The 21,607-nt window shown below is 64.6% G+C and carries 17 protein-coding genes; 8 read left to right on the top strand and 9 right to left on the bottom strand.

What is annotated here, in order from left to right; all coding sequences use genetic code 11:
• The first annotated feature begins 12 nt into the window (after positions 1-12).
• The 3 genes from CLU86_RS12245 to CLU86_RS12235 all read left to right on the top strand — a co-directional run bounded on the left by CLU86_RS12245 (position 13) and on the right by CLU86_RS12235 (position 3,945).
• On the top strand, positions 13-1,506 hold the full coding sequence (locus tag CLU86_RS12245; RefSeq protein WP_099741788.1) for an efflux transporter outer membrane subunit: 1,494 nt from the start codon (positions 13-15) through the stop codon (positions 1,504-1,506).
• A 234-nt stretch (positions 1,507-1,740) separates the two neighbouring features.
• Positions 1,741-3,177, top strand: a complete 1,437-nt coding sequence (locus CLU86_RS12240; RefSeq protein WP_099741787.1) for an NAD-dependent succinate-semialdehyde dehydrogenase — start codon at positions 1,741-1,743, stop codon at positions 3,175-3,177.
• Positions 3,178-3,291: 114 nt separating this feature from the next.
• Complete coding sequence (locus CLU86_RS12235) at positions 3,292-3,945, top strand: hypothetical protein (RefSeq protein ID WP_121728284.1); 654 nt, start codon at positions 3,292-3,294, stop codon at positions 3,943-3,945.
• A gap of 111 nt (positions 3,946-4,056) precedes the next feature.
• Here CLU86_RS12235 and CLU86_RS12230 read toward each other — a convergent pair whose 3' ends face one another.
• Positions 4,057-4,446, bottom strand: a complete 390-nt coding sequence (locus tag CLU86_RS12230; protein ID WP_099741785.1) for a hypothetical protein — start codon at positions 4,444-4,446, stop codon at positions 4,057-4,059.
• A gap of 216 nt (positions 4,447-4,662) precedes the next feature.
• Here CLU86_RS12230 and CLU86_RS12225 point away from each other — a divergent pair, with 216 nt between their 5' ends.
• The 3 genes from CLU86_RS12225 (at position 4,663) to CLU86_RS12215 (ending at position 8,645) form a co-directional block, all read left to right on the top strand.
• Entirely contained in the window at positions 4,663-5,445 is a 783-nt protein-coding gene (locus CLU86_RS12225; RefSeq protein ID WP_099741784.1) for a hypothetical protein, read from the top strand.
• Positions 5,446-5,752: 307 nt separating this feature from the next.
• Positions 5,753-6,796, top strand: a complete 1,044-nt coding sequence (locus tag CLU86_RS12220) for a helix-turn-helix transcriptional regulator (RefSeq protein WP_099741783.1) — start codon at positions 5,753-5,755, stop codon at positions 6,794-6,796.
• A gap of 220 nt (positions 6,797-7,016) precedes the next feature.
• On the top strand, positions 7,017-8,645 hold the full coding sequence (locus CLU86_RS12215; protein ID WP_233194982.1) for a tannase/feruloyl esterase family alpha/beta hydrolase: 1,629 nt from the start codon (positions 7,017-7,019) through the stop codon (positions 8,643-8,645).
• Positions 8,646-8,680: 35 nt separating this feature from the next.
• Here CLU86_RS12215 and CLU86_RS12210 read toward each other — a convergent pair whose 3' ends face one another.
• Positions 8,681-9,124, bottom strand: coding sequence for a hypothetical protein (locus CLU86_RS12210; RefSeq protein WP_099741781.1), 444 nt, complete (start codon positions 9,122-9,124; stop codon positions 8,681-8,683).
• A 107-nt stretch (positions 9,125-9,231) separates the two neighbouring features.
• On the opposite strand from CLU86_RS12210, the gene CLU86_RS12205 reads away from it, so the two are divergent.
• Positions 9,232-10,128, top strand: coding sequence for a LysR substrate-binding domain-containing protein (locus tag CLU86_RS12205; RefSeq protein ID WP_099741780.1), 897 nt, complete (start codon positions 9,232-9,234; stop codon positions 10,126-10,128).
• 16 nt (positions 10,129-10,144) lie between these two features.
• On the opposite strand, the gene CLU86_RS12200 is transcribed toward CLU86_RS12205, so the two are convergent.
• Together CLU86_RS12200 and CLU86_RS12195 are read right to left on the bottom strand one after the other, a co-directional pair.
• Positions 10,145-10,543 (bottom strand): hypothetical protein, encoded by a 399-nt coding sequence (locus CLU86_RS12200; RefSeq protein ID WP_099741779.1) that lies wholly within the window; start codon positions 10,541-10,543, stop codon positions 10,145-10,147.
• A 36-nt stretch (positions 10,544-10,579) separates the two neighbouring features.
• Positions 10,580-10,801, bottom strand: a complete 222-nt coding sequence (locus tag CLU86_RS12195) for a hypothetical protein (protein WP_099741778.1) — start codon at positions 10,799-10,801, stop codon at positions 10,580-10,582.
• A gap of 220 nt (positions 10,802-11,021) precedes the next feature.
• Here CLU86_RS12195 and CLU86_RS12190 point away from each other — a divergent pair, with 220 nt between their 5' ends.
• A complete protein-coding gene (locus CLU86_RS12190) occupies positions 11,022-11,363 on the top strand; it encodes an HPF/RaiA family ribosome-associated protein (RefSeq protein WP_099741777.1) in 342 nt (113 codons plus the stop codon).
• A gap of 86 nt (positions 11,364-11,449) precedes the next feature.
• On the opposite strand, the gene CLU86_RS12185 is transcribed toward CLU86_RS12190, so the two are convergent.
• The 5 genes from CLU86_RS12185 to CLU86_RS12165 all read right to left on the bottom strand — a co-directional run bounded on the left by CLU86_RS12185 (position 11,450) and on the right by CLU86_RS12165 (position 21,531).
• Complete coding sequence (locus CLU86_RS12185; RefSeq protein WP_099741776.1) at positions 11,450-13,615, bottom strand: TonB-dependent siderophore receptor; 2,166 nt, start codon at positions 13,613-13,615, stop codon at positions 11,450-11,452.
• 184 nt (positions 13,616-13,799) lie between these two features.
• Positions 13,800-16,001: a TonB-dependent siderophore receptor gene (locus tag CLU86_RS12180; protein WP_099741775.1), complete on the bottom strand. Its 2,202-nt coding sequence runs from the start codon at positions 15,999-16,001 to the stop codon at positions 13,800-13,802.
• 108 nt (positions 16,002-16,109) lie between these two features.
• Entirely contained in the window at positions 16,110-16,847 is a 738-nt protein-coding gene (locus CLU86_RS12175) for a DUF4198 domain-containing protein (RefSeq protein ID WP_099741774.1), read from the bottom strand.
• 275 nt (positions 16,848-17,122) lie between these two features.
• A complete protein-coding gene (locus tag CLU86_RS12170; RefSeq protein WP_099743540.1) occupies positions 17,123-19,318 on the bottom strand; it encodes a TonB-dependent siderophore receptor in 2,196 nt (731 codons plus the stop codon).
• Positions 19,319-19,953: 635 nt separating this feature from the next.
• Complete coding sequence (locus CLU86_RS12165; RefSeq protein ID WP_099741773.1) at positions 19,954-21,531, bottom strand: esterase-like activity of phytase family protein; 1,578 nt, start codon at positions 21,529-21,531, stop codon at positions 19,954-19,956.
• Positions 21,532-21,607: the final 76 nt, after the last annotated feature.

The raw sequence follows: 21,607 nt of genomic DNA, 5'->3' as shown, positions 1-21,607 counted from the left end.
AGGAGATTCAACATGACAGACAACGCAAATCATCCCGGGGCCGTGCCAACCCCCGCCGCCCGCAGGCGCAGCCTGCTGGTCCCCCTGGCCGCTGCGCTGGTGCTGGCCGGCTGCATGACGCAGCCGGTGGTGCCCGCACCGCACGCCGGTGTGCCTGTGCCCGAGGCCTTCAGCGCAGGCAGCCAGCAAGCCGCCGTGCCGCCCGCCCCCTGGACGGTGGCCCCGCCCGCTGAGGCCCAACCCCGCGGCGAGTGGTGGCTGGGTTTTCAAGACCCCGCGCTGGCCGACCTGGTACAGCGCGCAGGCAGCGCCAACACCAGCATCCAGCAAGCCGCTGGGCGGCTGGCCGAGGCCCGCTCGCTGCTGCGCTCGGCCGACGCTGCGCGCTCGGTGCAGGTGGGCGCATCGGCGGGCGTGACGCGCCAGGCCGGTGCCGCCACCACGGGCAGTGCCACCCCCGCCACACTGGGCACGGCCGGGCTCAATGTGTCGTACGAGCTGGACCTGTTTGGCAAGCTGTCGCAAACCAGCGATGCCGCGCGGCTGGACGCCGATGCCCGCGCCGCGCTGCTGCAAAGCACGCGCCTGATGGTGCAGGCCGACGTGGCGCAAACCTATTTGCAGCTGCGGGCTGCGCAGACCGAGCTGCAACTCGTCAATGAAAGCCTGGCCGCGTACCAAGACACCCTGCGCCTGACCCAGCGCCGCCAGCAGGCCGGTGATGTGGCCGAGCTGGACGTGGCCCGCGTGCAGACCGAGGTGGCCGCCACCGAGTCCGAAGCCCTGGCCCTGCAACGCCAGCAGGCGCTGCTGTCCAACGCCCTGGCCGTGCTGGTGGGCGAGGTGCCTGGCGGCTTTGCCTTGCCAGCTGCTGCCAGCGATGCGGCCCTGCCGGTCATCCCCCCCGGCGTGCCTGGCACCGTGCTGGCCCGCAGGCCCGATGTGTCGGCTGCGCAGACTGCAGTGATGGCCGCGCAGGCCCGTGTGGGTGTGGCGCAAACGGCCTGGTTCCCGGCCATCACGCTCACGGGCAATGCGGGCCACGCATCGCCCGAGCTGGGCGACCTCTTCAAGTGGTCGGCCCGCGCCTGGGGCGTGAGTGCCTTGCTCTCGCTGCCCCTGTGGGACGGCGGCCAGCGCGACGCGCAAGTGCAGGGCGCCAACGCCCGGTTGGAGCAGGCCCTGGCCAGCCACCGCGAGCAGGTGCTCACCGCCTTCCGCGAGGTGGAAGACCAATTGGCTTCGCTGCGCTGGCTTGCTGGCCAGGCCGAGGCACAAGGCCGCGCAGTGACGGCCGCCCGCCGCGCCACGCAGCTGTCAGACACGCGCTACCGCAACGGCTTGGTCAGCCAGCTGGAACTGCTGGACGCCCGCCGCAGCGAACTGCGCAACCGTCGCCAGGCGCTGCAGGTGCGCACCGCGCAGTACACGGCCACGGTGGGGCTCATCCGGGCCCTGGGTGGCGACTGGGGCGATGCGGCCCCGCGTGTGGCCGCAGCCCCCTGACCTGCAGGCGAGGGCGCAGCGCGACGGCGGGCGTGGACAGGGTGCGAAGGGCAGGGGGCAAGTACCCCCACCTTCGCCTCGGGTTGTCATACAACCACGGCGGCCCGCTGGCGCTGCGCCTATAGTGTGGGGCGCGCTTGGCCCCCAACGCCTTGTTGGGGCTCAAGCAGATTCACCAGGGTGCCCGGCCCGGGGCTGGCCACCGTCTTTTGTTCCATCCACAGGAGTTTTTGCATGAGCTACCCCCACACCCGTCTTTTCATTGCAGGCACATGGCAGGACGCTGCGGACGGCAAGACCATTGCCGTGCACAACCCCGCCACCGGCAAGGAAATTGGCCGGGTGGCCCACGCGGGCAAGGCCGACCTGGACCGCGCCCTGGAAGCCGCCCAAAAAGGCTTTGAAGCCTGGCGCGACATCCCCGCTGTGGACCGCGCCAAGACCATGCGCCGCGCCGCTGCGTTGATCCGCGAACGCGCCGACGCCATCGCCGCCATCATGGTGCAAGAGCAGGGCAAACCCCTGGCCGAAGCCAAGGTCGAAACCATGTCGGCCGCAGAAATCATCGAATGGTTTGCCGACGAATCCCAGCGCGTGTACGGCCGCATCGTGCCCTCGCGCAACCTCAAGGCCCAGCAGCTGGTGATCAAGGACCCCGTGGGCCCTGTGGCTGCTTTCACGCCGTGGAACTTCCCCATCAACCAGGTGGTGCGCAAGCTCGCTGCCGCCCTGGCCGCAGGCTGCTCCATCCTCGTTAAGGCGCCTGAAGAAACCCCCGCCAGCCCCGCCGAGCTGATCCGCGCCTTTGCCGATGCAGGCGTGCCTGCAGGCACCGTGGGCCTGGTCTATGGCGACCCGGCAGAAATCTCCAACTACCTCATCCCGCACCCGGTCATCCGCAAGGTCACCTTCACCGGCTCTACCCCCGTGGGCAAGCAACTGGCGGCCCTGGCTGGCAAGCACATGAAGCGCGTGACGATGGAGCTGGGCGGCCACGCCCCCGTCATCGTGGCCGAGGACGCCGACGTTGAGCTGGCCATCCGCGCCGCAGGCGGTGCCAAGTTCCGCAACGCGGGGCAGGTGTGCATCTCGCCCACGCGCTTTCTGGTGCACGAAAGCATCCGCGGTGAATTTGTGGCCGCACTGGCCCGCCACGCGCAGGGCTTGAAAGTGGGCGACGGCCTGGCCGAAGGCACACAGATGGGCCCTCTGGCCAACCCCCGCCGCATCACCGCCATGGCTGACTTGCTGGCCGACGCCGTGCAGCACGGCGCCCAGGTGGCTGTCGGTGGCCAGCGCATTGGATCGGAAGGCAACTTCTTCCAGCCCACCGTGCTCAACGACGTGCCCCTGTCGGCCCGCATCTTTAACGAAGAACCCTTCGGCCCCGTGGCCGCCGTGCGTGGCTTTGAAAAGATCGAAGACGCCATCGCCGAAGCCAACCGCCTGCCGTTTGGCCTGGCCGGTTACGCCTTCACCACCTCGCTGAAAAACGCCCACTTGCTGTCCCAGCGCCTGGAAGTGGGCATGCTCTGGATCAACCAGGCGGCGGCCCCTGCGGCTGAGCTGCCGTTTGGTGGCTTGAAGGATTCGGGCTATGGCTCAGAAGGCGGCACGGAAGCCATTGAGGCGCACTTGAATACACGCCTGGTGTCGATCATGAACGCGTGATGTTCTGACACTGCAGGCGCTGTTGGGCGGTGCGCGCAAGGCGCGCTGCCCATGGTGTCTGTTATGTGAAGGGGTTTTGTTACCAGCGAGGCCAATGCAATAAGCAGTGGCCCGTTGTTTGTGTTGGAGTGGCTAGCTGCTATCAGCCAGCACGGACATTCGCTTTTTCAGTTCAAAATTAGCGCCTGCTTTTTTCAACCACAGCTGATGATCACTGTTTTACCCAACTCGGTTTCTAAGCTTGATCAACAAGTAGTTGTCCGCTGGACGGGCTGCGAGATGGCATTGGCCGAGGGCGGTAGCTGGGAAATGGACGCCTCTGGGATGGCGTCTTTCGCTCCAGGCGAGATTGTGTGGAGCCATCCGAATGTCCCCTATCTGCAGTTTGTCGATGTCTGCGTGACCCTTGCTGACGGGCAAACGCTTTCCTTGCAATCACAGTGCGAAGATGGAACTGGGGTGCACGGGCTTTACGTGGGCTCAGCCATGGACAAAGGGCTAATGCGGATTGATTCCTCGTCTGGCATTTTTAGACATCGGGAGCTTTCTGAACTTCCGACAGGCCTCATGACAATCCTGAAGCTTCGACGGGATGGAACAACAAGCAATGTCATTGAGATCCATGCCCTGATCGGCTCGACGGTTGTTCAATTTCTGTCGGGTGAAGTCTATGAGCGAGAAGGCGGTCGATTCGAGGTCGTCGAACTCGATGAGTCGATACTTATTCAGGTAGACGGAAAAATCCCTGGCGCTAACGCCATGAAATGACGGCGGATATCGGCCCGGCGCAGCCGTTCAGCCGCAATGAAAGTGGTCGCTCAAAATCTGAATTCAGCAGGCCAGCCAGCGAGGATGGTGTCGGTCCGCTGCGGTCGATTTTTAGCCCGCGATTTCACGTGCCTCAGTCAGAAGCTGCGGAAGCGTCGATGGATCAAATGCCATGGTCGAGAAACGAAGATGGGTTTCGCCATGGACACCTCGATAGCCTAGCTCGCCTTCCACCCCCATGTGACCTAAGCGATCTATGGATCGGACAATGAGGTGCAATTCCTTGGGGCTGATGCTCTCGACAGTAGCTTGACCTTGGCGATGTTCATTCAGGACCGCCAACTGGTTGCAAAACCCAACCCAAGCATCTCGGGCAATCCAGGTGTCAATCTCGCCATGGAATCCGGGGCATCTGGCTTTAACGATGACGAGGACGTCTTCGTTTGAAGGCTCTGCACTCTCGATCGAAACGTAGAAATCAGACTCGCAACGAATGTGCATGGCTTAGTCCTGCTAGCGCGTGTATTGCGGAAACCCAGAGAGATTTGCTGGTATGTGCCGTATCGGCGAACTATATCTACAAGGAGTCGGAGTTCGGAATTGGAAAGGGTCAACATACCCCCGTGAAGTTCGGCGTCGACGTTATCGCAGAATATTGGCCCAACGCTGCCAGCCCCCATCGCGTTAGCATCCCCTAGTTATCCATAAGAAGCTGCCATGACCTTGCCACGTCTGCTTGCCTCCCTGCTGGCCCTCGCCTGCACCTTGCCCGCCTTCGCCGGCATGGAAAAAGAAAGCCACAGCAGCCGCGGCGGTTTCTTCTTTGCGATGCTGACGCCCGATGTGGAGCAGGTGATTGCACGGTTCAATGACAAGGCGCCGCTGCAGCAACTGGCGCAGCACTGCAATACAGGCAAGGCCGTGTTTGCGTTGCAGACTGGGGCCAAGTACCAGTGCAAGGCCGAGGTGTTCAAGAACGCTTCAGGCGCTGAGCAGTGGGAGTCAGCGGGGGTGACGGTGCAGGGCCTTGCACGTCAGAGTGATCGGCGGGAGTACGGGTTGTTCTCGCTCACGCCACCCGCCACGCCCGGGTGGGATGTGCGCAAGATCGAGCCTGAGCACCGCACAGGATTGCAAGCCTATCTGCAGTCCGACACGCGCCGCTTTGGCTGGCTACAGCCCCAGTTGCGCTGGGAATCGGCCCTGTCTGTTCGTCTGCCCCAGGCGACGGCGGATGCGCGCACCACGTTGGTGGTGCCGGGCAAGGTGGTGCGCGATGTGAATGCGTTCTACGAAGCCCAGCGGCACCATGTGTTTGTGCGCAAGCAGGACGCTTACGTCTACATGGGCGAGGTGCCGGGCGCGCCCGATGGCTATGTCGACATCGACGGCAATGACCTGCCTGGATTGGTGGTGGAGGAGGGCTGTGACGGTTGGTGCATCAGCCTGTGGAGCCTGACGGGTGGGCTGCGGCAGCTGGGGACGTTTGGTGGGCACTGAGGCCTGGGGAGGGAGCCAGACTGTCCCCGTGGCATTGCCCATGATGGGGCCGCTTCGGCTCTGAAGCGCTTGCACAGGCGGGGTATGTGCGCCTGGAGTTCCACTGATTTTGCGGTGATTTGCTGCATTTTTGATAGCTGCTGGCGCTTATTGAATAAGCGCTAGAGCCTGATTTGACCTGAAATATGCACTGCGCTGGAGGCGTTTGCACACCAATCGGCCTCGCGTGTGCGGCAGGGCATGTACGGGTACGCAGCCCCTGGGGGGTTCGGTACATTGGTTATGAAAAATAACCAGGAAACGCCCCATGCCCCCCTCCGTTGGCAGCGCACCCCGCCCACAGCGTTGGCTGCACGCGCCGCCCCTGCCGCCCTTGCAAGCCCTCAGCGCCAGCCTGCTGGATCTGACGGCACTGGCCCATCAAACCCCGCCGCAGCAGATGCTGCACGACGCGCTGCACCTGTTGCAGCGGCTGGTGCCGTTTGATTCAGCATGGTGGGGCGAAGTGTCCGCAGGCAATGCACAGGCTGCGCCGCGCAACTGGTTGCATGGCAGCATCGGCCTGAGCCAGCGGTTTGCCCAGGAGTGGAACGCGCTGGCGGCGGGCGATGAGTTTGCGCGCATGTCCATGGAGCGCCTGGGTGAGGTCATCTGCGAGAACGGTCCGGATGCGCCCGGCGCCATCCCCCCGGAGCTGGAAGCCTTCTGCCGCCGCCATGGCCTGTTCCACTGCATGGCCATCACGGTGGAACTGCCGGGCAGCGGGATGATGTTCTTCGTCTCTGTCTACCGTCCACCGCAAGGCCCGCCGTTCTCGGGGCTGGAGGCAGAGCTATTTGGCGAGTTTGTTGCCCACCTGCTGTGCCACTGGCGCCATGCGTTGCAGCGCCTGCAGGCGCTGCCATCGGCCCACCCGTGGGATGGCCATGCGCTGGCCGAGCCAGATGGCAATTTGCTCTACGTGGGCTTGCGCCTTGGGCAGGCGCTGCACCAGGCCCACCCGCAGTGGTCCGGCCCCGCGCTGCCTGCCGCCTTGCATGCGGGGCTGTGCAAGGTACCTGGCACCGTGGCGCTGGGCAAGAGCACCCGGCTGCGGTTTGAGGCCTGTGGCCCATTGGTCCTCATCAGCTTGGTGGTGCGCCAGCCGGGCAGTGCGCAGCCACCGTCGCAGTCGCCTTTGGCACCGCGTGAGCTGGGTGCGGCCACGCTGTATGCGCACGGGCATTCGTACAAAGACATTGCGCTGGCACTGGGCCTGTCACCCGCCACCGTGCGCACCTATCTGCGCAGTGCCTACGGCCTGCTGGGCGTGCGCAACAAGGTCGAGCTGGTGAGCGCCCTGCGCAAATAGGGGGGTCTTCTGGCGCGGCAGCGCCAGTTTCAAGTGCCGTCACCAATGCTCAGGACTTTCCCTTCCCCTCTGCATTTGCAGAGGCTTATTTGCGCCACTGGCCTCCTATCGTGGTGCCCGGAGCCATTGCAAGGGCAGGCACGCGAGCGCAACAGCCCATCTGCATCGCACGCCGCCGGCAAGGCTCCTAAAACCATCACGACATATGGAGACTTTGCACATGACTTCCCCCACCTTTCACGCGTCTGCGTTGCGCTCGCCGGGCAGGGCCCTGCGGGCCCGCAACGCTGCGGGCACAGCGCTGGCTGTTGTGGCCGCGCTGGCCTTGAGCGCCTGCGGCGGCAGCGACGGCACACCATCGCCCTCTGCCCGCCCCCTGGCCGAGGCTTGCCCCACCTACCGCCCCGCTGCATTGCCCGGCGGTGCCAAGGTCACGGCCACGGAGGTCCGCAAATCCAACGGCAGCCTGCCAGACGCGTGCATCGTGCGTGGCGAAATCGTTTCGTCGGCCGATTCCACCATCCACTGGGCGGTGGAGCTGCCCAGCGGCAGTCTGTGGAATGGCAAAACGCTCACCATCGGGGGCGGCGGGTTCGATGGCTTCATCCCCACGGACGATGCGTTCTACCAGCAGCTCGTCGGCCCATCGGCCAACCCTTACGTCAAGATCAGCTCGGACTCGGGGCACGGGCCAGCAGGCTTCTCATGGGGCTCTAGCGACGCAGCGCTGCGCAACCATGCGTTTGAAGCCAACCACCTGGTGCTGGAAGTGGGCACGGCGATGGCGACCGACTTCTACGGAAAACGGCCTGTGCGCCGCTACCACATGGGGCATTCCAACGGCGGCCGATCGGCCCTGGCCGCTACCCAGCGCTACCCCAAGGATTACGACGGCGTGATCGCCATGGAGCCCGCCATCAGCCAGCAGGCGCACCAGGTCAACCTGGGGCCTACGGTGCTCAAGCACATCTTTTCCAAACCCGAGAACTGGCTTAGCGCGGAGAAGATCGCCCTGTATGCCAAGGCCGAGACGGCGGCCTGCGATGCCCTCGATGGCCTCAAGGACGGCATCATCGGCAATGTGGCGGCTTGCAACTACGTGCCCACCGAGCTGCTGTGCACCGGGGCCGAAAACGATACGTGCCTGACGGCTGGACAGATCGAATCCATCCGCCTGATCTACGCCGACCACGACACACCTGTCACGCTCTCGCGGGGCGCACGGGGTTACCCCCGTTATGGGCGGGGTGGTGCTTCCACGTCAGACTGGAAGGACTACATGTTCGGCAACAGCTTTGCCGCACGGGATTCGTTCAACTTCATGGCGGCGCAAGAGGCCGCGCGCCTGGTGGAGGGCAACCCCAAGCTCAGCCTGCTCGACCACGACCCGACCCGCTTCACGTCCCAGTACCTGCGGTTGGCCGAGATGATCGATTCGACCAACCCCGACATCTCTGCCTTCGCGGACAACGGCGGCAAGCTGCTCATCTGGTACGGCCTGGCCGATGCTTGCGTATCGGTGTACCGCACAGCGGACTATTTTGAGTCGATGAAGCAACAGGTGGGCGCCACCAAGGCACGGGGCTTTGCGCGCATGCTCACCTCACCATCCGTGGGCCACAACCTGGATGGTGCAGGCACCGACCCGCTCTCCATCGACCTGCTCACGGCCCTGGACAACTGGGTAGAAAAGCAAACCGCGCCCGACAAGCTGGTGGCCACCAAGTTTGCTGCGGGCAGCAAGACGCCTGTGTTGCAGCGCCCTGTGTGCGAGTTCCCGCAGTTCCCGCGCTACAACGGCACGGGAGACCCCGCCAAGGCAGAGAGCTTTAGCTGCTCTGCCACCTGAGGGGGCGGCTGGGCCTGCATGGCTTGCCGGCAGGCTCAGCCTTTGGCCAGGTTGCGCTGTGCAGCCTGCGCGTTGAGTGCTGATGCGGTGGTATGGCGTTGCAGCAGCCTGACCAGCACATGAAGGCCCACTGCCAGTGCGATCAGAACCACCGCCCCCAGTCCCCAAATGCCCCAGACCAGCACTGTGATTGCACCAGCGAGGGCTGGCACGCTTTCCAGCGCCGCCTGCAGCATGGGGCCAGCAGACGTGATCCAGCCCTCCAGAGACCGCAGCAGCTCCGGCGGTATCCAGCCCTGCAGCCATGCAGGCAACAAAATTGCTTGGACGGAAGCCGCACCTGCTGCCCCTGCTGCACCCGCAGCCAGGGCTCCGGCACTGGACATGGCCCACACCGTGAAGGCATGCACGCCCCAGCACAGCAGCGACCAGATGGCCAGCAATGACAATGAAACAAACCAGCTGATGGCATAGAACATGGGATCACTCCTTTTCAAATACAGCCGTGCAGTATGGAGATGGGTCAGAAAAATAGACACCAGCCTGGCTCGAACCTAGTATTCGGTTTTTACGAACCGGGGCATGCATGCTCAACTACCGCCACCTGTACTACTTCTGGATGGTCGCCAAAGAGGGCGGCTTTGCCCGCGCAGCCGACCGCCTGCAGATGGCGGTGCAGACCATCAGCGCCCAGGTGCGCGATCTGGAAAAATCTCTGGGGCACCAGTTGCTCAAGCCTTCGGGCCGTGGGGTGGTGCTGACCGAGGCCGGTCAGGCGGCCTATGTGCGGGCAGAAGAAATTTTTCAGCTGGGTGAGTGCATCACCGACGAGGTGCGCGAGGCGGCCAGTAGCCCGGTGGTTCGGCTGTCCGTGGGGTTGTCGGATGGCATCTCCAAGCTGGCGGCGCACGCGCTGCTGGAGCCCGTGCTTGCCACCCCCAACCTGCGGCTGGTCTGCCACGAGGGTGAATTTGATGAGCTGCTGTCCGAGCTGGCTTTGCACCAGTTGGATGTAGTGCTGGCCGGGCAGGCCGCACCGCGCAACCCCAACCAACGCTTGTCCAGCGAGCGGATTGCGCGCACGGCCGTGCAATGGTATGGCCCGTCGTCTCTGGTCAAAAAATCTGCGCGAGACAGGTTCCCGCAATCGCTGCAGGACATCCCGGTGCTTTTGCCCACCGTGCATTCGCCTTTGCGCTCCACGCTCGATGCCTGGTTCCATGACCAGGGCCTGCGGCCCCGCGTGGTGGGGGAGTTTGAAGACAGCGCTTTGCTGGCGGTGTTTGCGGCGCGGGGGCTGGGCGTTTTCCCCGTGAGCCAGCTGGGCGCACAAGACGTAGGCCTGGTGCGGGGCCTGCGCCTGCTGGGCGATAGCCCCGATATCCATGAAGAGGTGCACGCCATCTGGTCCCGCCGTGGGCAGCACCATCCCTTGGTCCGTCAGCTGGTGGTTGCGGCCCACGCGGCCAGCGCCACACGTTGATTCGTGCAGTGGGGCCCTAGGCCTGTGCCTCCCTCAGGTGCCAGTGCTTCAGCGCAAACCCCATCACCCAAGCCTCGGCGGGGGCTACGTGGTGGTCTGCGGTGGCGGCGGCATCCGCAAAGTACAGCACCTTGTGGCGCAAGGGTGCATCGCTTACCTCGGCCAGCAGTGCGGCCAGCGTGGCGTCGTCGATGCTGCCGGTGAGCAGGCGCCGGTCGCGCATGCCCATCAGCAGGTCTTCGCACAGGGTGTGTAGCACCTGGGCAAATTCGCCGGGCGGCAGCCCCAGTTCGCGCTCGATGTCGCGTCCATACAGGGCATCCATCTCAGAGCGGCTGACATGGCCGTCGGCGATCAGCAGCAGTGCCACGATGCGGGCGGCTGCCTGGGGGCTGTTGTGGGAATAGCTGCGCATAGGGGTGTTCCTCGCAAGATGTGATGCTGAGCGGGTTCAGTCGGCGTAAGGGTGAAAGCGCTGCCGCTGGCGTGGCGCAGGGCGACGCGGGGCGTTCTCCTCGTCGTGGATGCGCACAGGCACCAGAGCAGGCCGCTGTGCGCGGCTGCTGCGCTGCGACCACTGCCACAGCCATTGCATAGCCTGGTGCATGACGGCTTCGCGCAAGGCCTGTAGCCGCTGCAGGAATGTGGGGCGAAGGGATCGGTAGGTTTTCATGGGGCATCTCCAAGGTGGTGGGTACAGCATCGAATGTGTGTCCTGGTGCCTATGCAACCAAGCAGGCTTTTTATGCAGGGTACTTCGGCTTTTACGAAGTTTGCAGTGCAAGGCCAGTTGGTGCGGCGACAGGTTTTTTGGAGACTACGTTCTGAAAAATCCTGCTGTGACGCGAACCGTTGCGGGGCTAAGGTGAGGGCTCCAACCTAGGAGAACGCTGATGCAGATAATTTTCAAGTCCCGTCATCCTGAAGCCGCTTTGATGCGAGAAACCGTGGAGCGCCGTGTGCGGTTTGCGCTGCGGCGTTTGAATGCCCTGGTGCCCCGGGCGCAGGTTCAGTTGGTCGATGTGAATGGCCCACGCGGCGGGCTGGACAAGCGCTGCCAGATTGCCTTGCGCACCGATGGTGCGGGCGATGTGGTGGTGTCGTCTGTGGCTGGGGATTGGCGCACCGCGCTGGACGAGGCCCTGGCCCGGGCCGTGCGGCATGTACTCAAGACCTGGCACCGAGCAACGCTGGCGCGTCGGCCACGTGCCAAGCCGGTGGCTTGGGAAGGCTGAGCCCGTCGTTACTGTGGGCAGCGGCCCGGTGCAAGGTCGCTGCCCACAGCAGGTTCAGAGGGACTTGCGCAATCGCTCGATGCGCTTCAGAAGCGGTAGGTCGACGTCAGCGTGTACGTCCGCGCCTGCCCATAGAAGCAATCCCCGCGCGCCAGGCACTGGGTGATCTGCACCTTGTCGGTCAGATTCACCACGTTGAAGGCCACGCGCCAGTCGCCAGCGTCGTAGGCGAGCATGGCGTCGGCGATGGTGGAGGCCGGGGTGCTGATGGCATACGTGCCGCTGCTGCTTGACTGTGAGCCGGTGTAGCGTACGCCTGCGCCCACCGTCCAGCCGCCACGCCCTTCGGCCGCAAACCGGTGGCTCAGCCAGGCCGATGCGGTGTGCTTGGGCACGCTCTCCAGCCGCTGGCCCTGGTCGCCGTCGTTGCTGCGCGAGATGCGGGCATCGGTGTAGGCGTAGCCCAGGCTCACGTCCCAATGGCGCGCCAGGCTGGCTTTCACTTCCGCCTCCAGGCCGCGCACCTTGGCTTCGCCCACCTGCAGGCTGTTCATGGGGTTGGCGGGGTCGTTGGTCTTGCGGTTGGTTTCGCGCAATTGGTACAGGGCTGCGTAGGCGCTGATGCCCTGGCCTGCGGGCTGCCACTTCACGCCAGCCTCCCATTGTTTGCCGCGCGTGGGCTTGTAGGGCTTGCCGTAGAAGTCAACGCCGCCCAGCGGCAGGAACGACTCCGCATAACTCACGTACGGCGCCCAGCCGTTGCCCAGTTGGTAGGTGGCGCCTGCGCGCTTGCTCCAGGCCTTGTCTTCGGTCGATGCCTCGGGGCTGCCATCGGTGGCAGAGCGGGCCTTGTCGTGGCGAAGGCCGAGTGTGAAGGTCCAGGCGTTCCAGCGGATCTGGTCTTGGGCGTAGAAGCCTAGCTGGCGCTCGCTCACGCTGGGCTGCAGGGTCAGGTCTGCCGCGGTGGGCGGGGTGAAGTTGCCGTACACGGGGTTGTAGAGGTCCAGGTCGGCGGCGTTGGACTGGAACCAGTCTGATGCGCCCGAGCGCACGCGCTGCACGTCCATGCCCATCAGCAGGTTGTGCTCGGTGGCGCCCCACTGCTGTTTGCCTTGCAGCTGGGTATCTATCAGCAGCATGCGCACGTTGCCAAGGTGCCAGCTGGCATCGCGCTCGATGGTGCGGTTGTCCGAGGTGAAGACAGGGCGGGGCGAGAAGCTGGTGTACAGCGTCTTGTAGTCCACATCGCTCACGGTGCGGCGCAGGTTCTGGCGCAGCGTCCAGCTGTCGTTCAACTGGTGGCTGAACTGGTAGCCAATCGCGTCACTGCTGGCGTTATAGGCGTCCCAGCCCGGCTCGCCATTGAAGCGGGAGGTCGGAATCTGGCCGTAGGTGTTGGGCAGCAACGTGCCTTGCCACGGAAAGAATCCGATGAGCGAGCCGCTTTTGTCGCGCTGGTGGGTGGCCTGCAGCGTGAGCGACGTGGCGGCGTTGGGCTTCCAGGTGAGCGATGGGGCAATCACCACCCGGTCGTCCTTGACGTAGTCCACCTGGGTGTCGCTGTCGCGCCCCACGGCCACCAGGCGATAAAGCCACTCACCGTCCTTGTCGATGGCCCCTGTCAGGTCCGCGGCGATCTGCTTGCGGTGGTGGTTGCCCAGTTCGATCTGTACTTCGCGTTGGGTTTCGGCCAGCGGCTTCTTGGTGGTGAGCGCCAGCACACCGCCCACGGTGCCTTTGCCGTACAGCACGGACGATGGCCCGCGCAGCACCTCCACGCGCTCCAGCGTGTAGGGGTCGGGGCGGGTGTCGTTCCAGTAGCCGGTTTGGCGTAGCAGCCCGTCCAAGTACTGCGACAAGTCGTTGCCCCGCGCCGTGAACGAGTCCTGGCGGCTGTCGAAATAGTTGGACACCACCCCGGTGGTGTACGCCGTGGTCTGGCGCAGCGTTTGCGCACCTTGCGCCTCCATCTCATCGCGGGTGATGACGCTGACGGCCTGCGGAGTCTCCAGTAGCGGTGTGTCGGTCTTGGTGGCGCTCAAGGCGCGCTTGGCGACAAAGCCTGTGACGGGGCCGGTGGCGGTCTCGCCGCCATCGGGGGCGGCGTTGACGGTGACCGAAGGCAGGGCTTTGTCTGCGGCCGGAGCGGGTGCGCTTTGCGTCTGCGCATGGGCTGCGCAGGCGCACAGCAGCGCCAAGGTGGCTTGCGCCACGGCGGTCAGCGTGGGCCGATGGGGGGTGAATGTGGTCATGGCTTTTACATGGGTAGAAGGTTGGAGAACCGTTGGAGGGCCAGTGGTGTGATCGACCCGCGTTGCCTTGATCGCGGGATACCGCTTGGGGTCTGACCTGGCTTGGCAGGGGCGCAGGCCCGGCGGGCGAGCCCGGTGCCAGGGCGGGTACGCCTCGGCACCTGGGAGCGGGGCGGGGTGCGCTTCAGAAGCGGTAGGTCGACGTCAGCGTGTACGTGCGCGCCTGCCCATAGAAGCAGTCCCCACGGGCCAGGCATTGGGTGATCTGCACCTTGTCGGTCAGATTCACCACATTGAAGGCCACGCGCCAGTCGCCAGCGTCGTAGGCGAGCATGGCGTCGGCAATGGTGGCTGCCGGGGTGCTGATGGCGGTGGTGCCGCTCCACTGCGAGCCGGTGTAGCGCACGCCTGCGCCCACCGTCCAGCCGCCACGGCCTTCGGCGGCAAAGCGATGGCTCAGCCAGGCCGATGCGGTGTGCTTGGGCACACTGGCCACGGGCAGGCCCTGGTCGCCTGCATTGCTGCGGCTGATCTTGGCGTCGGTGTAGGCATAGGCCAGGGTGAAGTCCCACTGGCGGGCCAGGCTGGCCTGCACTTCGGTTTCAAAGCCGTTGACCTTCACCTCGCCAATCTGCAGGCTGTTGAGCGGGTTGCTGGGGTCGCTGGTCTTGCGGTTCTTCTCGCGCAGGGTGTACACCGCGGCAAAGGCGCTGATGCCCTGGCCCGGCGGCTGCCACTTCACGCCAGCCTCCCACTGCTCGCCGCGCTGGGGCTTGTAGGCTGTGCCATACACGTCCACGCCGCCCAGGGGCTGGAAGGATTCGGAGTAGCCCGCATACGGTGCCCAGCCGCCATCCATCTGGTAGGTAACGCCCGCGCGCTTGGTCCAGACCTTGTCGTCCACTGCTGCGGCAGGGCGGCCTTCGGTTTCGGTCTGGGCGCTGTCGTGGCGCAGGCCCAGCGTGGCCGTCCAGCGGCCCCATTTGATCTGGTCTTGCGCGTAAAAGCCCAGCTGCTTTTGCACCACGCTGGGCTGGCGCACCAGCTGCGATGCCGTCGGCGGCGTGAAGTTGCCGTACACGGGGTTGTAGACGTCGATGGCGGGCGCCACTGCCGACCAGGTTTTTTGGCCTGTGTGGTTGCGCTGGATGTCGATGCCTGTGAGCAGGTTGTGTGTGGTGTTGCCCGCCTGGAGCTTTCCTTCAAGCTGCGTGTCAATCAGCAGCATGCGGCCCGTGTTCAGTTGCCACCCTGCATCGCGCACTACGGTGCGGCCATCGCTATTGAACACGGGGCGTGCAGGGCGGCCTGTGGCTGCGTCGGCTTTGAAGCTGGTGTACAGCGTGCGGTAGTCCACCTCGCTCACGGTGCGGCGCAGGTTCTGGCGCAGGGTCCAGTCGCTGTTGAACTGGTGGCTGAAGAGGTAGCCCCAGGAGTTGTTGGTGGTGTCGTAGGCGTCCCAGCCCGGTTCGCTGATGAAGGTGTTGGTGGGGATTTGCCCATAGCGGTTGGGCAGTTGCGTACCTTGCCAGGGGAAGAAGCCGATCAGCGAGCCACTCTTGTCCTTTTGGTGCAAGCCTTGCAGCGTGAGCGAGGTGGCGGCGTTGGGCTTCCAGGTGAGTGAGGGCATCAGCACCACGCGGTTGTCGTCCACATGGTCGACCTGGCTGCCGCTGTCGCGGCCCACGGCCACCAGGCGGTAGAGCCACTGGCCTTCCTGGTCGAGTGCCCCCGTGAGGTCGGTGGCGATTTGCTTGCGGCTGTGGTTGCCCAGCTGCACTTGCACTTCGCGCAATGGCTCGGCCTGGGGCCGCTTGCTGCTGAGGTTGAGCACCCCGCCCACGCTGCCCTGGCCGTACAGCACCGAGGTGGGGCCGCGCAAAAATTCCACCCGCTCCAGAGTGTAGGGGTCGGGGCGGCTGGTGTTGTAGGTGCCGTAGCTGCGCAGCAGCCCGTCTTGGTACTGCGTCACGCTGCTGCCGCGCGCGCTGAAGCTGTCCACGCGGCTGTCGAAGTAGTTGGACACGGCACCTGCCGTGTAGGCCGTGGCCTGGCGCAGGGTCTGCACACCTTGGGCTTCCATCTGGTCGCGGGTGATCACGCTGATGGCCTGTGGGGTTTCCAGCAGAGGCGTGTCGGTCTTGGTGGCGCTCAAGGCGCGCTTGGCCACAAAGCCGGTGACGGGGCTGGTGGCAGTCTCACCGCCATCGGGGGCGGCATTGACGGTGACGGAGGGCAGGGATTTGTCTGCCGTGGCAGGCGCCGGGGCGCTGGTGTTTTGGGCGTGGACGGTGGATGTGCACAACAGCAGCATGGCGGCGCGGGCGATGGCCGTGGGTGTCAGTGCCTGTGCTGGACGGCGTGCAAGGGCTTGCGGGGTGTTCATAGGGCTTACATCGGTCGGTGGTGAAAGATGCTTCAAAGTTGATAGCGGCTAGCGCTTGTGTATCAAGCGCTAGCCGCGTTTTTGGTTTGAACTTTGTGTTGCTGCAGTTCAGTGCGCGTGCGCCGCAGGCATCGCTGGCGATGCCATGCCTTCGGCTTGCACAAAGCTCAGCGTGATGAGGTGGCTGACCTCGCCCCACTTCTGGCCTTGGGCCTCGCCAGGGGTTTTGTCGCTGTGCTTGACTTCGGCCACGTACTGGCCCTTCCAGGGCAGGGCGAAGGTGACGGTGCCGTCGTCGCCGCTGGTGGCTTCGCGCGCCCAGCCTGATGGGGACACCAGCTCGACCTTGGCCTTGGGCAGCGGGGCGCCGTTGAACACGACCTTGAGCTGGCCGGGCTTGCCGGTGGGCACCAGGTCCAGCGCGGCGGTGGGGGCCACGGGCTGGGCCAGGCTGGCCACCCAGCGGGCAGTGGGTTTCCACAGCAGTGCGGGCAGGTTGGCCTTGGTGCGGTCGATCACGGGGTAGGCGGCGTCGGCAAACAGCGTCTCGGCATTCGCAGCGGCGGTGTAGGTGAAGGCTTCTTTGGTGAGCTGGCCTTCCACGCGCTGCTTGGCGCCTGCGACTGATTGCTCCAGCACCGGCACGCCCTTGAACTTGTCGAGCAGGCCAGGCGAGGTTTCGCGCAGGTTGTCGTTGTATTCGCCAAAGTGCAGCTTGGCTTGGCCGCCGGAGTTCTCCAGCCACACTTGGTGGGCTTGTGCGGCCAGGCCGGTGGTAGCCAGCAGGGCGGCGGCCAGCAGGTTACGGGCCAGGCCTGGGGTGCGGGTGTTCAAAGGTTGGTTCATGTCAGTCAGCTCCTTGCGGTGGGTTCAACGAAACGGGTTTCAGAAATCACAGGGCGAGCACATCCCGCCCCACACAGGTGGGGACTAAAATGCTCATGTTTTGATAGCTGCCTGCGCTTGTTAGATAAGCGTTGGTGGCTGTTTTTGCTTAAAACCTTTGGGTGCAGCCCCCTGTTTTGCAGGGGCTGCGGGCCTGTACGGCTTCACGGCGTCAGGCGATGGGTGTGCTGGGCGCGGGCTGCGCAGAGCCTGCGCCCAGGTAGGCCCTGGAGGGCTTAGAAGTCCACGCTGGCGCTCAGGCTCACGGTGCGCGGGGCGCTCACCGTCAGGTAGCCTGAGCCGGGGTAGCCACCGACCGAGGCCCAGTAGTTCTTGTCGGCCACGTTGTCGATGCGCAGGCGCAGGGTGACGAGCTTGCCCTGCATTTCGGTGAGGTAGCGCACGCCCAGGTCCAGCCGGTTCCAGCCGCCTACCTTCAGCGTGTTGGTGGCGTTGGCGTAGCTCGATCCGGTGTGCACCAGACGGCCGTCCACGGCCAGGCCACGCACGCCGGGCACATCCCATTCGGCGCCAATGTTGGCCTGCACCTCAGGCACGCCAATCACGCGCTTGCCATCGGTGGTGGCCGAGCCGGTGGTCTGCTGCTTGGCGTCCAGCCAGGTCAGGCCGCCCAGCAGGCGCAGGCCCTTGGTGGCTTCGCCCTGCACGGCCAGCTCCAGGCCCTGGTGGCGGTCTTTGCCATTGGTGCCGAAGAGGTTGTTGGCGTCCAGATAGGCGCGGGGCTTGTCGGTGCTGAAGAAGGCCAGGCTGCCGCCCACGCGGCCCGCGTCGTACTTCACGCCCACTTCCTTTTGCTTGGCGACGTAGGGCTTGAGCATCTCGCCCCGGTTGGTGGCGGTACTGGGGGCGGTTTGGCCCTGGCTCAGGCCCTCCACGTAGTTGGCGTACAGCGACACGCTCTTGTCCAGCTTGTACACAGCGGCCAGCAGTGGGCTGGTGCGGCTTTGCTCGTAGCGGTCGGTGAGGGCGCTGTTGGCATACAGGTAGTTGGCAATGTTGATCTTCTGGTGGCGCAGGCCAGCGGTGAGCAGCAGGCGCTTGTCCAGCAGCGTGAGGGTGTCGCCCACGGCAAAGCTGGTCAGGCGCGTGGTGCCGGTGCGCAGCGGGTTGGCCAGGTCGCCGCCATACAGCGTGTCAGCGCTGAAGGCGGGCTGGTTGGTGGACACGGGGCCATACAGGTTGGTGGCCTGGGTGTTTTTCCAGTCCATGGCGTAGGCGTTCTTCTTTTCAAAGTCGTACACCGATGCGGTGGTCACCCATTCGTGCCCCACGCTGCCCGTTTGCAGCTTGCCGCGCACGCCCAGCTCGCCGGTGTTCACGCTGTCCTCGCGGGTGTTGTCGAAGCGGTAGGTGGTGGCCGCACCCGTGCTGCCGTTGTTCACGGTCAGGTTGGCCAGCGAGTTGGCCTCTTCGCTGCGGCGCGCACCGGCCGCAGCCCAGGCGGTCACGTCGGGGGTGATGTCCCATTCACCACGGAAGGTGCCAAAGGTGTCGCGCTCGTTCGAGTAGCTCCAGGGCTGGGCGTAGTTGGTTTGGTTGTCGGGCACCGTGGGCACGCTGGTGACGCCAGCCCCCAGCGTCACGTTGGTGCGAGTGCGCTTGAGCTTGTGGTCTTGCCAGCCAATGTCGCCCGATAGACGCACATCGCGGCTGCGCCAGTCCAGTCCCACGGCCAGCAGGCCCAGCTTGGCGTCTTCGTCGTTGATGGCGGTGCCGCTGTTGTGGGTGGCTGCGTTCAGGCGCACACCGGTGTTGCCGTCAGGCCCAAAGCGGCGGGCAATGTCGGCCGCCAGCTGCGTGCTGCCGCCACTGCCCAGGCCAAAGCTCACGCGGTTCAAAGGCTCGTTAGGCGCGCGCTTGGGCAGCAGGTTGATGCTGCCGCCAATGCCGCCGCCTGCGGGGCTGGCACCGTTCAAAAAGGCCGATGCGCCGCGCAACACCTCCACGCGCTCAAACAGCTCGGTGGCGATGTACTGGCGTGGCAGCAGGCTGTACAGGCCGTTGTAGGCGGTGTCGTCCGAATCGAGCAGGAAGCCGCGAATGAAGTACGACTCCTGGAAGTTGCCAAAGCCGCGCGCCACGCGCACGGTGGGGTCGTTTTGCAGCACATCGCCCACGCTGCGGGCGTGGCGGTCCAGGATCAATTCGTTGGTGTAGCTGATGGCCGAGAACGGCGTGTCCATCGCATCGCGCGTGCCCAGGATGCCCGCACGCGCGCCGCGCGCCACTTGGCCGCCGGGGTAGGCGGGCGACAGGCCCTGGGCCGATGCGTCGGCACTGGCGTTGACCGTGACGGTGGACAGGGCTTTGTCTGCCGTGTCTTGTGCGTGGGCGGCAGACACCGTCAGCAGGCAGGCCAGGGCGGCAGCCAAGGCGGTGGGTTGGAGGGCGGGGCGGCGTTGGCTGTGCATGAAAGAGTGACCCAAAGGCGTGAAGAAATGCATGGCGATGGACCCAGAGCGAAGGCGCGGCGGCAGCGTTTGGTGCGCAGGGCGCACGCTGTGGCAGCGGTGTCGTCAGAGGGGGCGATAGCCCTGGCCCCGGGGCAGCTGGGTGTGGGCCGGAGGAGGGCGCGCAGGCCATGGAAAAGAAAAGCGCAGGGCCAGCCCATCTCCAACCCTGTCCAGCCCGCGAAAGGGGTGAAGGGCGATTGCTGGCTGGTGCGCGGGGCGGCGTGTCGCCTGGGTGCCCGCTGCGGTGGCTCGCAGTGAGGCTACATTCTAAATGAGAATGGTTCTTTTTATCGATTTTGTGTGTGATTGCAACAGTGCGGTGGGCTGACTGCAGCGGTCAGCGATGGAGCAGCGTTGAGAAACAAAACCGCCGTGGGCGCGAAAGATCGGCCCCGGCAGGGAGACGAGAGATGCCACAAAACGCCAGGCAGCAAAGGCATTGCAGTCCCTCCATCGGCCTGGAGCCACCCTGCGTGGGATGTGCGTTACGGCCCGCGCAGACAAGCGCCAGCCCTCGTGCAATCGGGTCGACTGACGCCCGTGCAGCGGCGCATGGCACTGAACCAGAAAGCCGCTTGCGCAGCCACGGTAGTTCAGGGAGCGCCGTATTCGCTCAACTTTTTGCTGAACTGAAAGGTCCACAGTCGCTGGGCGCGATCGTTGACGTCATTGGTGGTAAAGCGCAGGCTCGCAGCACCCTTGGCGCAGTGGCCATCGTTCACGATTTTGCCGTCGGCATCTACCGTGCATTGGGTCACGTCGGAGCCTTCGATCTCCTTGCCGCTGGTATCCAGCACGGCCAGCGAGACACCGAAGTCCGTGTCGTTGGTCAGCGCCAAGGTGTGGTCGTCGACCAGTGCCAAGCCCTCGGCTTTCTCGGCCGTCCAGCCGGTGGCATTCAAGTTGAAGAGCCGGGTTTTCTTCAGCGCCACTACCTTGGAATAGTCCGCCCCATGGACCGGCTTGCCGGTCATGCTGCTCTTTTCCAGGTCGGAGCCCAGCGCGGTGATGTCGGTAGAGTTGGCTGGAAACTCAATCAACACTAAATCGTTAAAAACCTTTTTGTCTTTGCCTGTGCCTTGCTCAATGGCGATGAACTTGCCCTTGCCCAGCGAGACCACATCACCAAACTTGGCATTGCCGGTCTTGCCCTGGTTGTACCAACTGCTGTCCACGGGCAATGCAAACAGACGGGTTTTCTCTGTCGTCGGGTCAAACTCCACCCAGCGCACAAAGCGGGCGTAATCGCGCACGTTTTCCGACTTGCCGGTCGCGTCAGGAACGGCTGAGGTGGTGTAGTCAGCCTTACCGTCGTTCAGCGGGCTTTGAAGGAACCCGTGCAGCTTGCCGCTGGCCAGATCAATGCTGAGGCCCTCCATGCCACGGTTGGCACGGCGCTTGGCAAGGATGGCAGGCAGATCGGCCTCACCAGTGCCGGGCTTGTATTTCTTCTGGATGATGCCGGTAGCCGGATCAATTTTCACGATGAAGGGCCCGTATTCGTCGGACACCCACAGCGCATTGCGTGCGGTATCCACCACCACGGATTCGGTGTCCAGGCCGAACTCGCTGTAGCCCTTGGCCTTACCGGGGTAGGTGAAGGAGTCGTCTAACACTTGTTCGCCTGTGTTGCCTGTGATGCCGCGTGGCTGGACGCGCCCATTGGCATTTTGCGTGGCGCTGAACTTGATCGGCAGGGTGGAGACGAGCTTGGCTCCGTCCTTGCCGAGGGTGATCACGCCGATGGACGGTGTGAAGTTAGGCGAAGGAAACACCGTGGAGCTGGAGAACCCCATGGGGTTGGAGCCGTCGGTGATCTGCGTGACTGGGCCGGTGGTGGCGTTCGGGCCACGGTCGGTGATGGCGTAGAACTCCAGCGTTCCGTCGGCACGCCTGCCCTTCAAGGCCAGGCCGGAACCGTAGGCTGGCAGAAAGCCCTTGGGGAAATCGGCCTTGGTGGCAGGGTGGTGACCTTCATAGGGGAAATAGAACTTGTCGTCGAACTGGATGTCCTGGCGTGTGACGATGGCGCTGATGCTGCCAACGCCGGTGGTCTGTGTGACCGTCTCGGAGCTAGCGACATCGGATGGGCGGGTGTTGGCGCAGGCGCTCAGCAAGGCAACCGCAGCGGTCACTGCCATCAATCGGGATGAAGAAGTGAAGTGGCGCATGGTGAGAATGGCTTGGAGAAGTTGAAGCCCCAAAAAAAACAGGCCCTCATGGAAAAGGACCTGCTCAACCTTGGCG

The sequence above is a fragment of the Acidovorax sp. 62 genome (assembly GCF_002754495.1).
In the GTDB taxonomy this organism is placed as follows: domain Bacteria; phylum Pseudomonadota; class Gammaproteobacteria; order Burkholderiales; family Burkholderiaceae_C; genus Acidovorax.
Note: the sequence above shows the minus strand (reverse complement) of the source record. Positions and strands in the feature narration are given on the sequence as shown.

Coding starts and splice junctions, on each gene's coding strand:
- CLU86_RS12245 (WP_099741788.1), top strand. CDS start 13: ATGACAGACAACGCAAATCATCCCGGGGCCGTGCCAACCCCCGCCGCC.
- CLU86_RS12240 (WP_099741787.1), top strand. CDS start 1,741: ATGAGCTACCCCCACACCCGTCTTTTCATTGCAGGCACATGGCAGGAC.
- CLU86_RS12230 (WP_099741785.1), bottom strand. CDS start 4,446: ATGCACATTCGTTGCGAGTCTGATTTCTACGTTTCGATCGAGAGTGCA.
- CLU86_RS12225 (WP_099741784.1), top strand. CDS start 4,663: ATGACCTTGCCACGTCTGCTTGCCTCCCTGCTGGCCCTCGCCTGCACC.
- CLU86_RS12220 (WP_099741783.1), top strand. CDS start 5,753: ATGCCCCCCTCCGTTGGCAGCGCACCCCGCCCACAGCGTTGGCTGCAC.
- CLU86_RS12215 (WP_233194982.1), top strand. CDS start 7,017: ATGACTTCCCCCACCTTTCACGCGTCTGCGTTGCGCTCGCCGGGCAGG.
- CLU86_RS12210 (WP_099741781.1), bottom strand. CDS start 9,124: ATGTTCTATGCCATCAGCTGGTTTGTTTCATTGTCATTGCTGGCCATC.
- CLU86_RS12205 (WP_099741780.1), top strand. CDS start 9,232: ATGCTCAACTACCGCCACCTGTACTACTTCTGGATGGTCGCCAAAGAG.
- CLU86_RS12200 (WP_099741779.1), bottom strand. CDS start 10,543: ATGCGCAGCTATTCCCACAACAGCCCCCAGGCAGCCGCCCGCATCGTG.
- CLU86_RS12195 (WP_099741778.1), bottom strand. CDS start 10,801: ATGAAAACCTACCGATCCCTTCGCCCCACATTCCTGCAGCGGCTACAG.
- CLU86_RS12190 (WP_099741777.1), top strand. CDS start 11,022: ATGCAGATAATTTTCAAGTCCCGTCATCCTGAAGCCGCTTTGATGCGA.
- CLU86_RS12185 (WP_099741776.1), bottom strand. CDS start 13,615: ATGACCACATTCACCCCCCATCGGCCCACGCTGACCGCCGTGGCGCAA.
- CLU86_RS12180 (WP_099741775.1), bottom strand. CDS start 16,001: ATGAACACCCCGCAAGCCCTTGCACGCCGTCCAGCACAGGCACTGACA.
- CLU86_RS12175 (WP_099741774.1), bottom strand. CDS start 16,847: ATGAACCAACCTTTGAACACCCGCACCCCAGGCCTGGCCCGTAACCTG.
- CLU86_RS12170 (WP_099743540.1), bottom strand. CDS start 19,318: ATGCACAGCCAACGCCGCCCCGCCCTCCAACCCACCGCCTTGGCTGCC.
- CLU86_RS12165 (WP_099741773.1), bottom strand. CDS start 21,531: ATGCGCCACTTCACTTCTTCATCCCGATTGATGGCAGTGACCGCTGCG.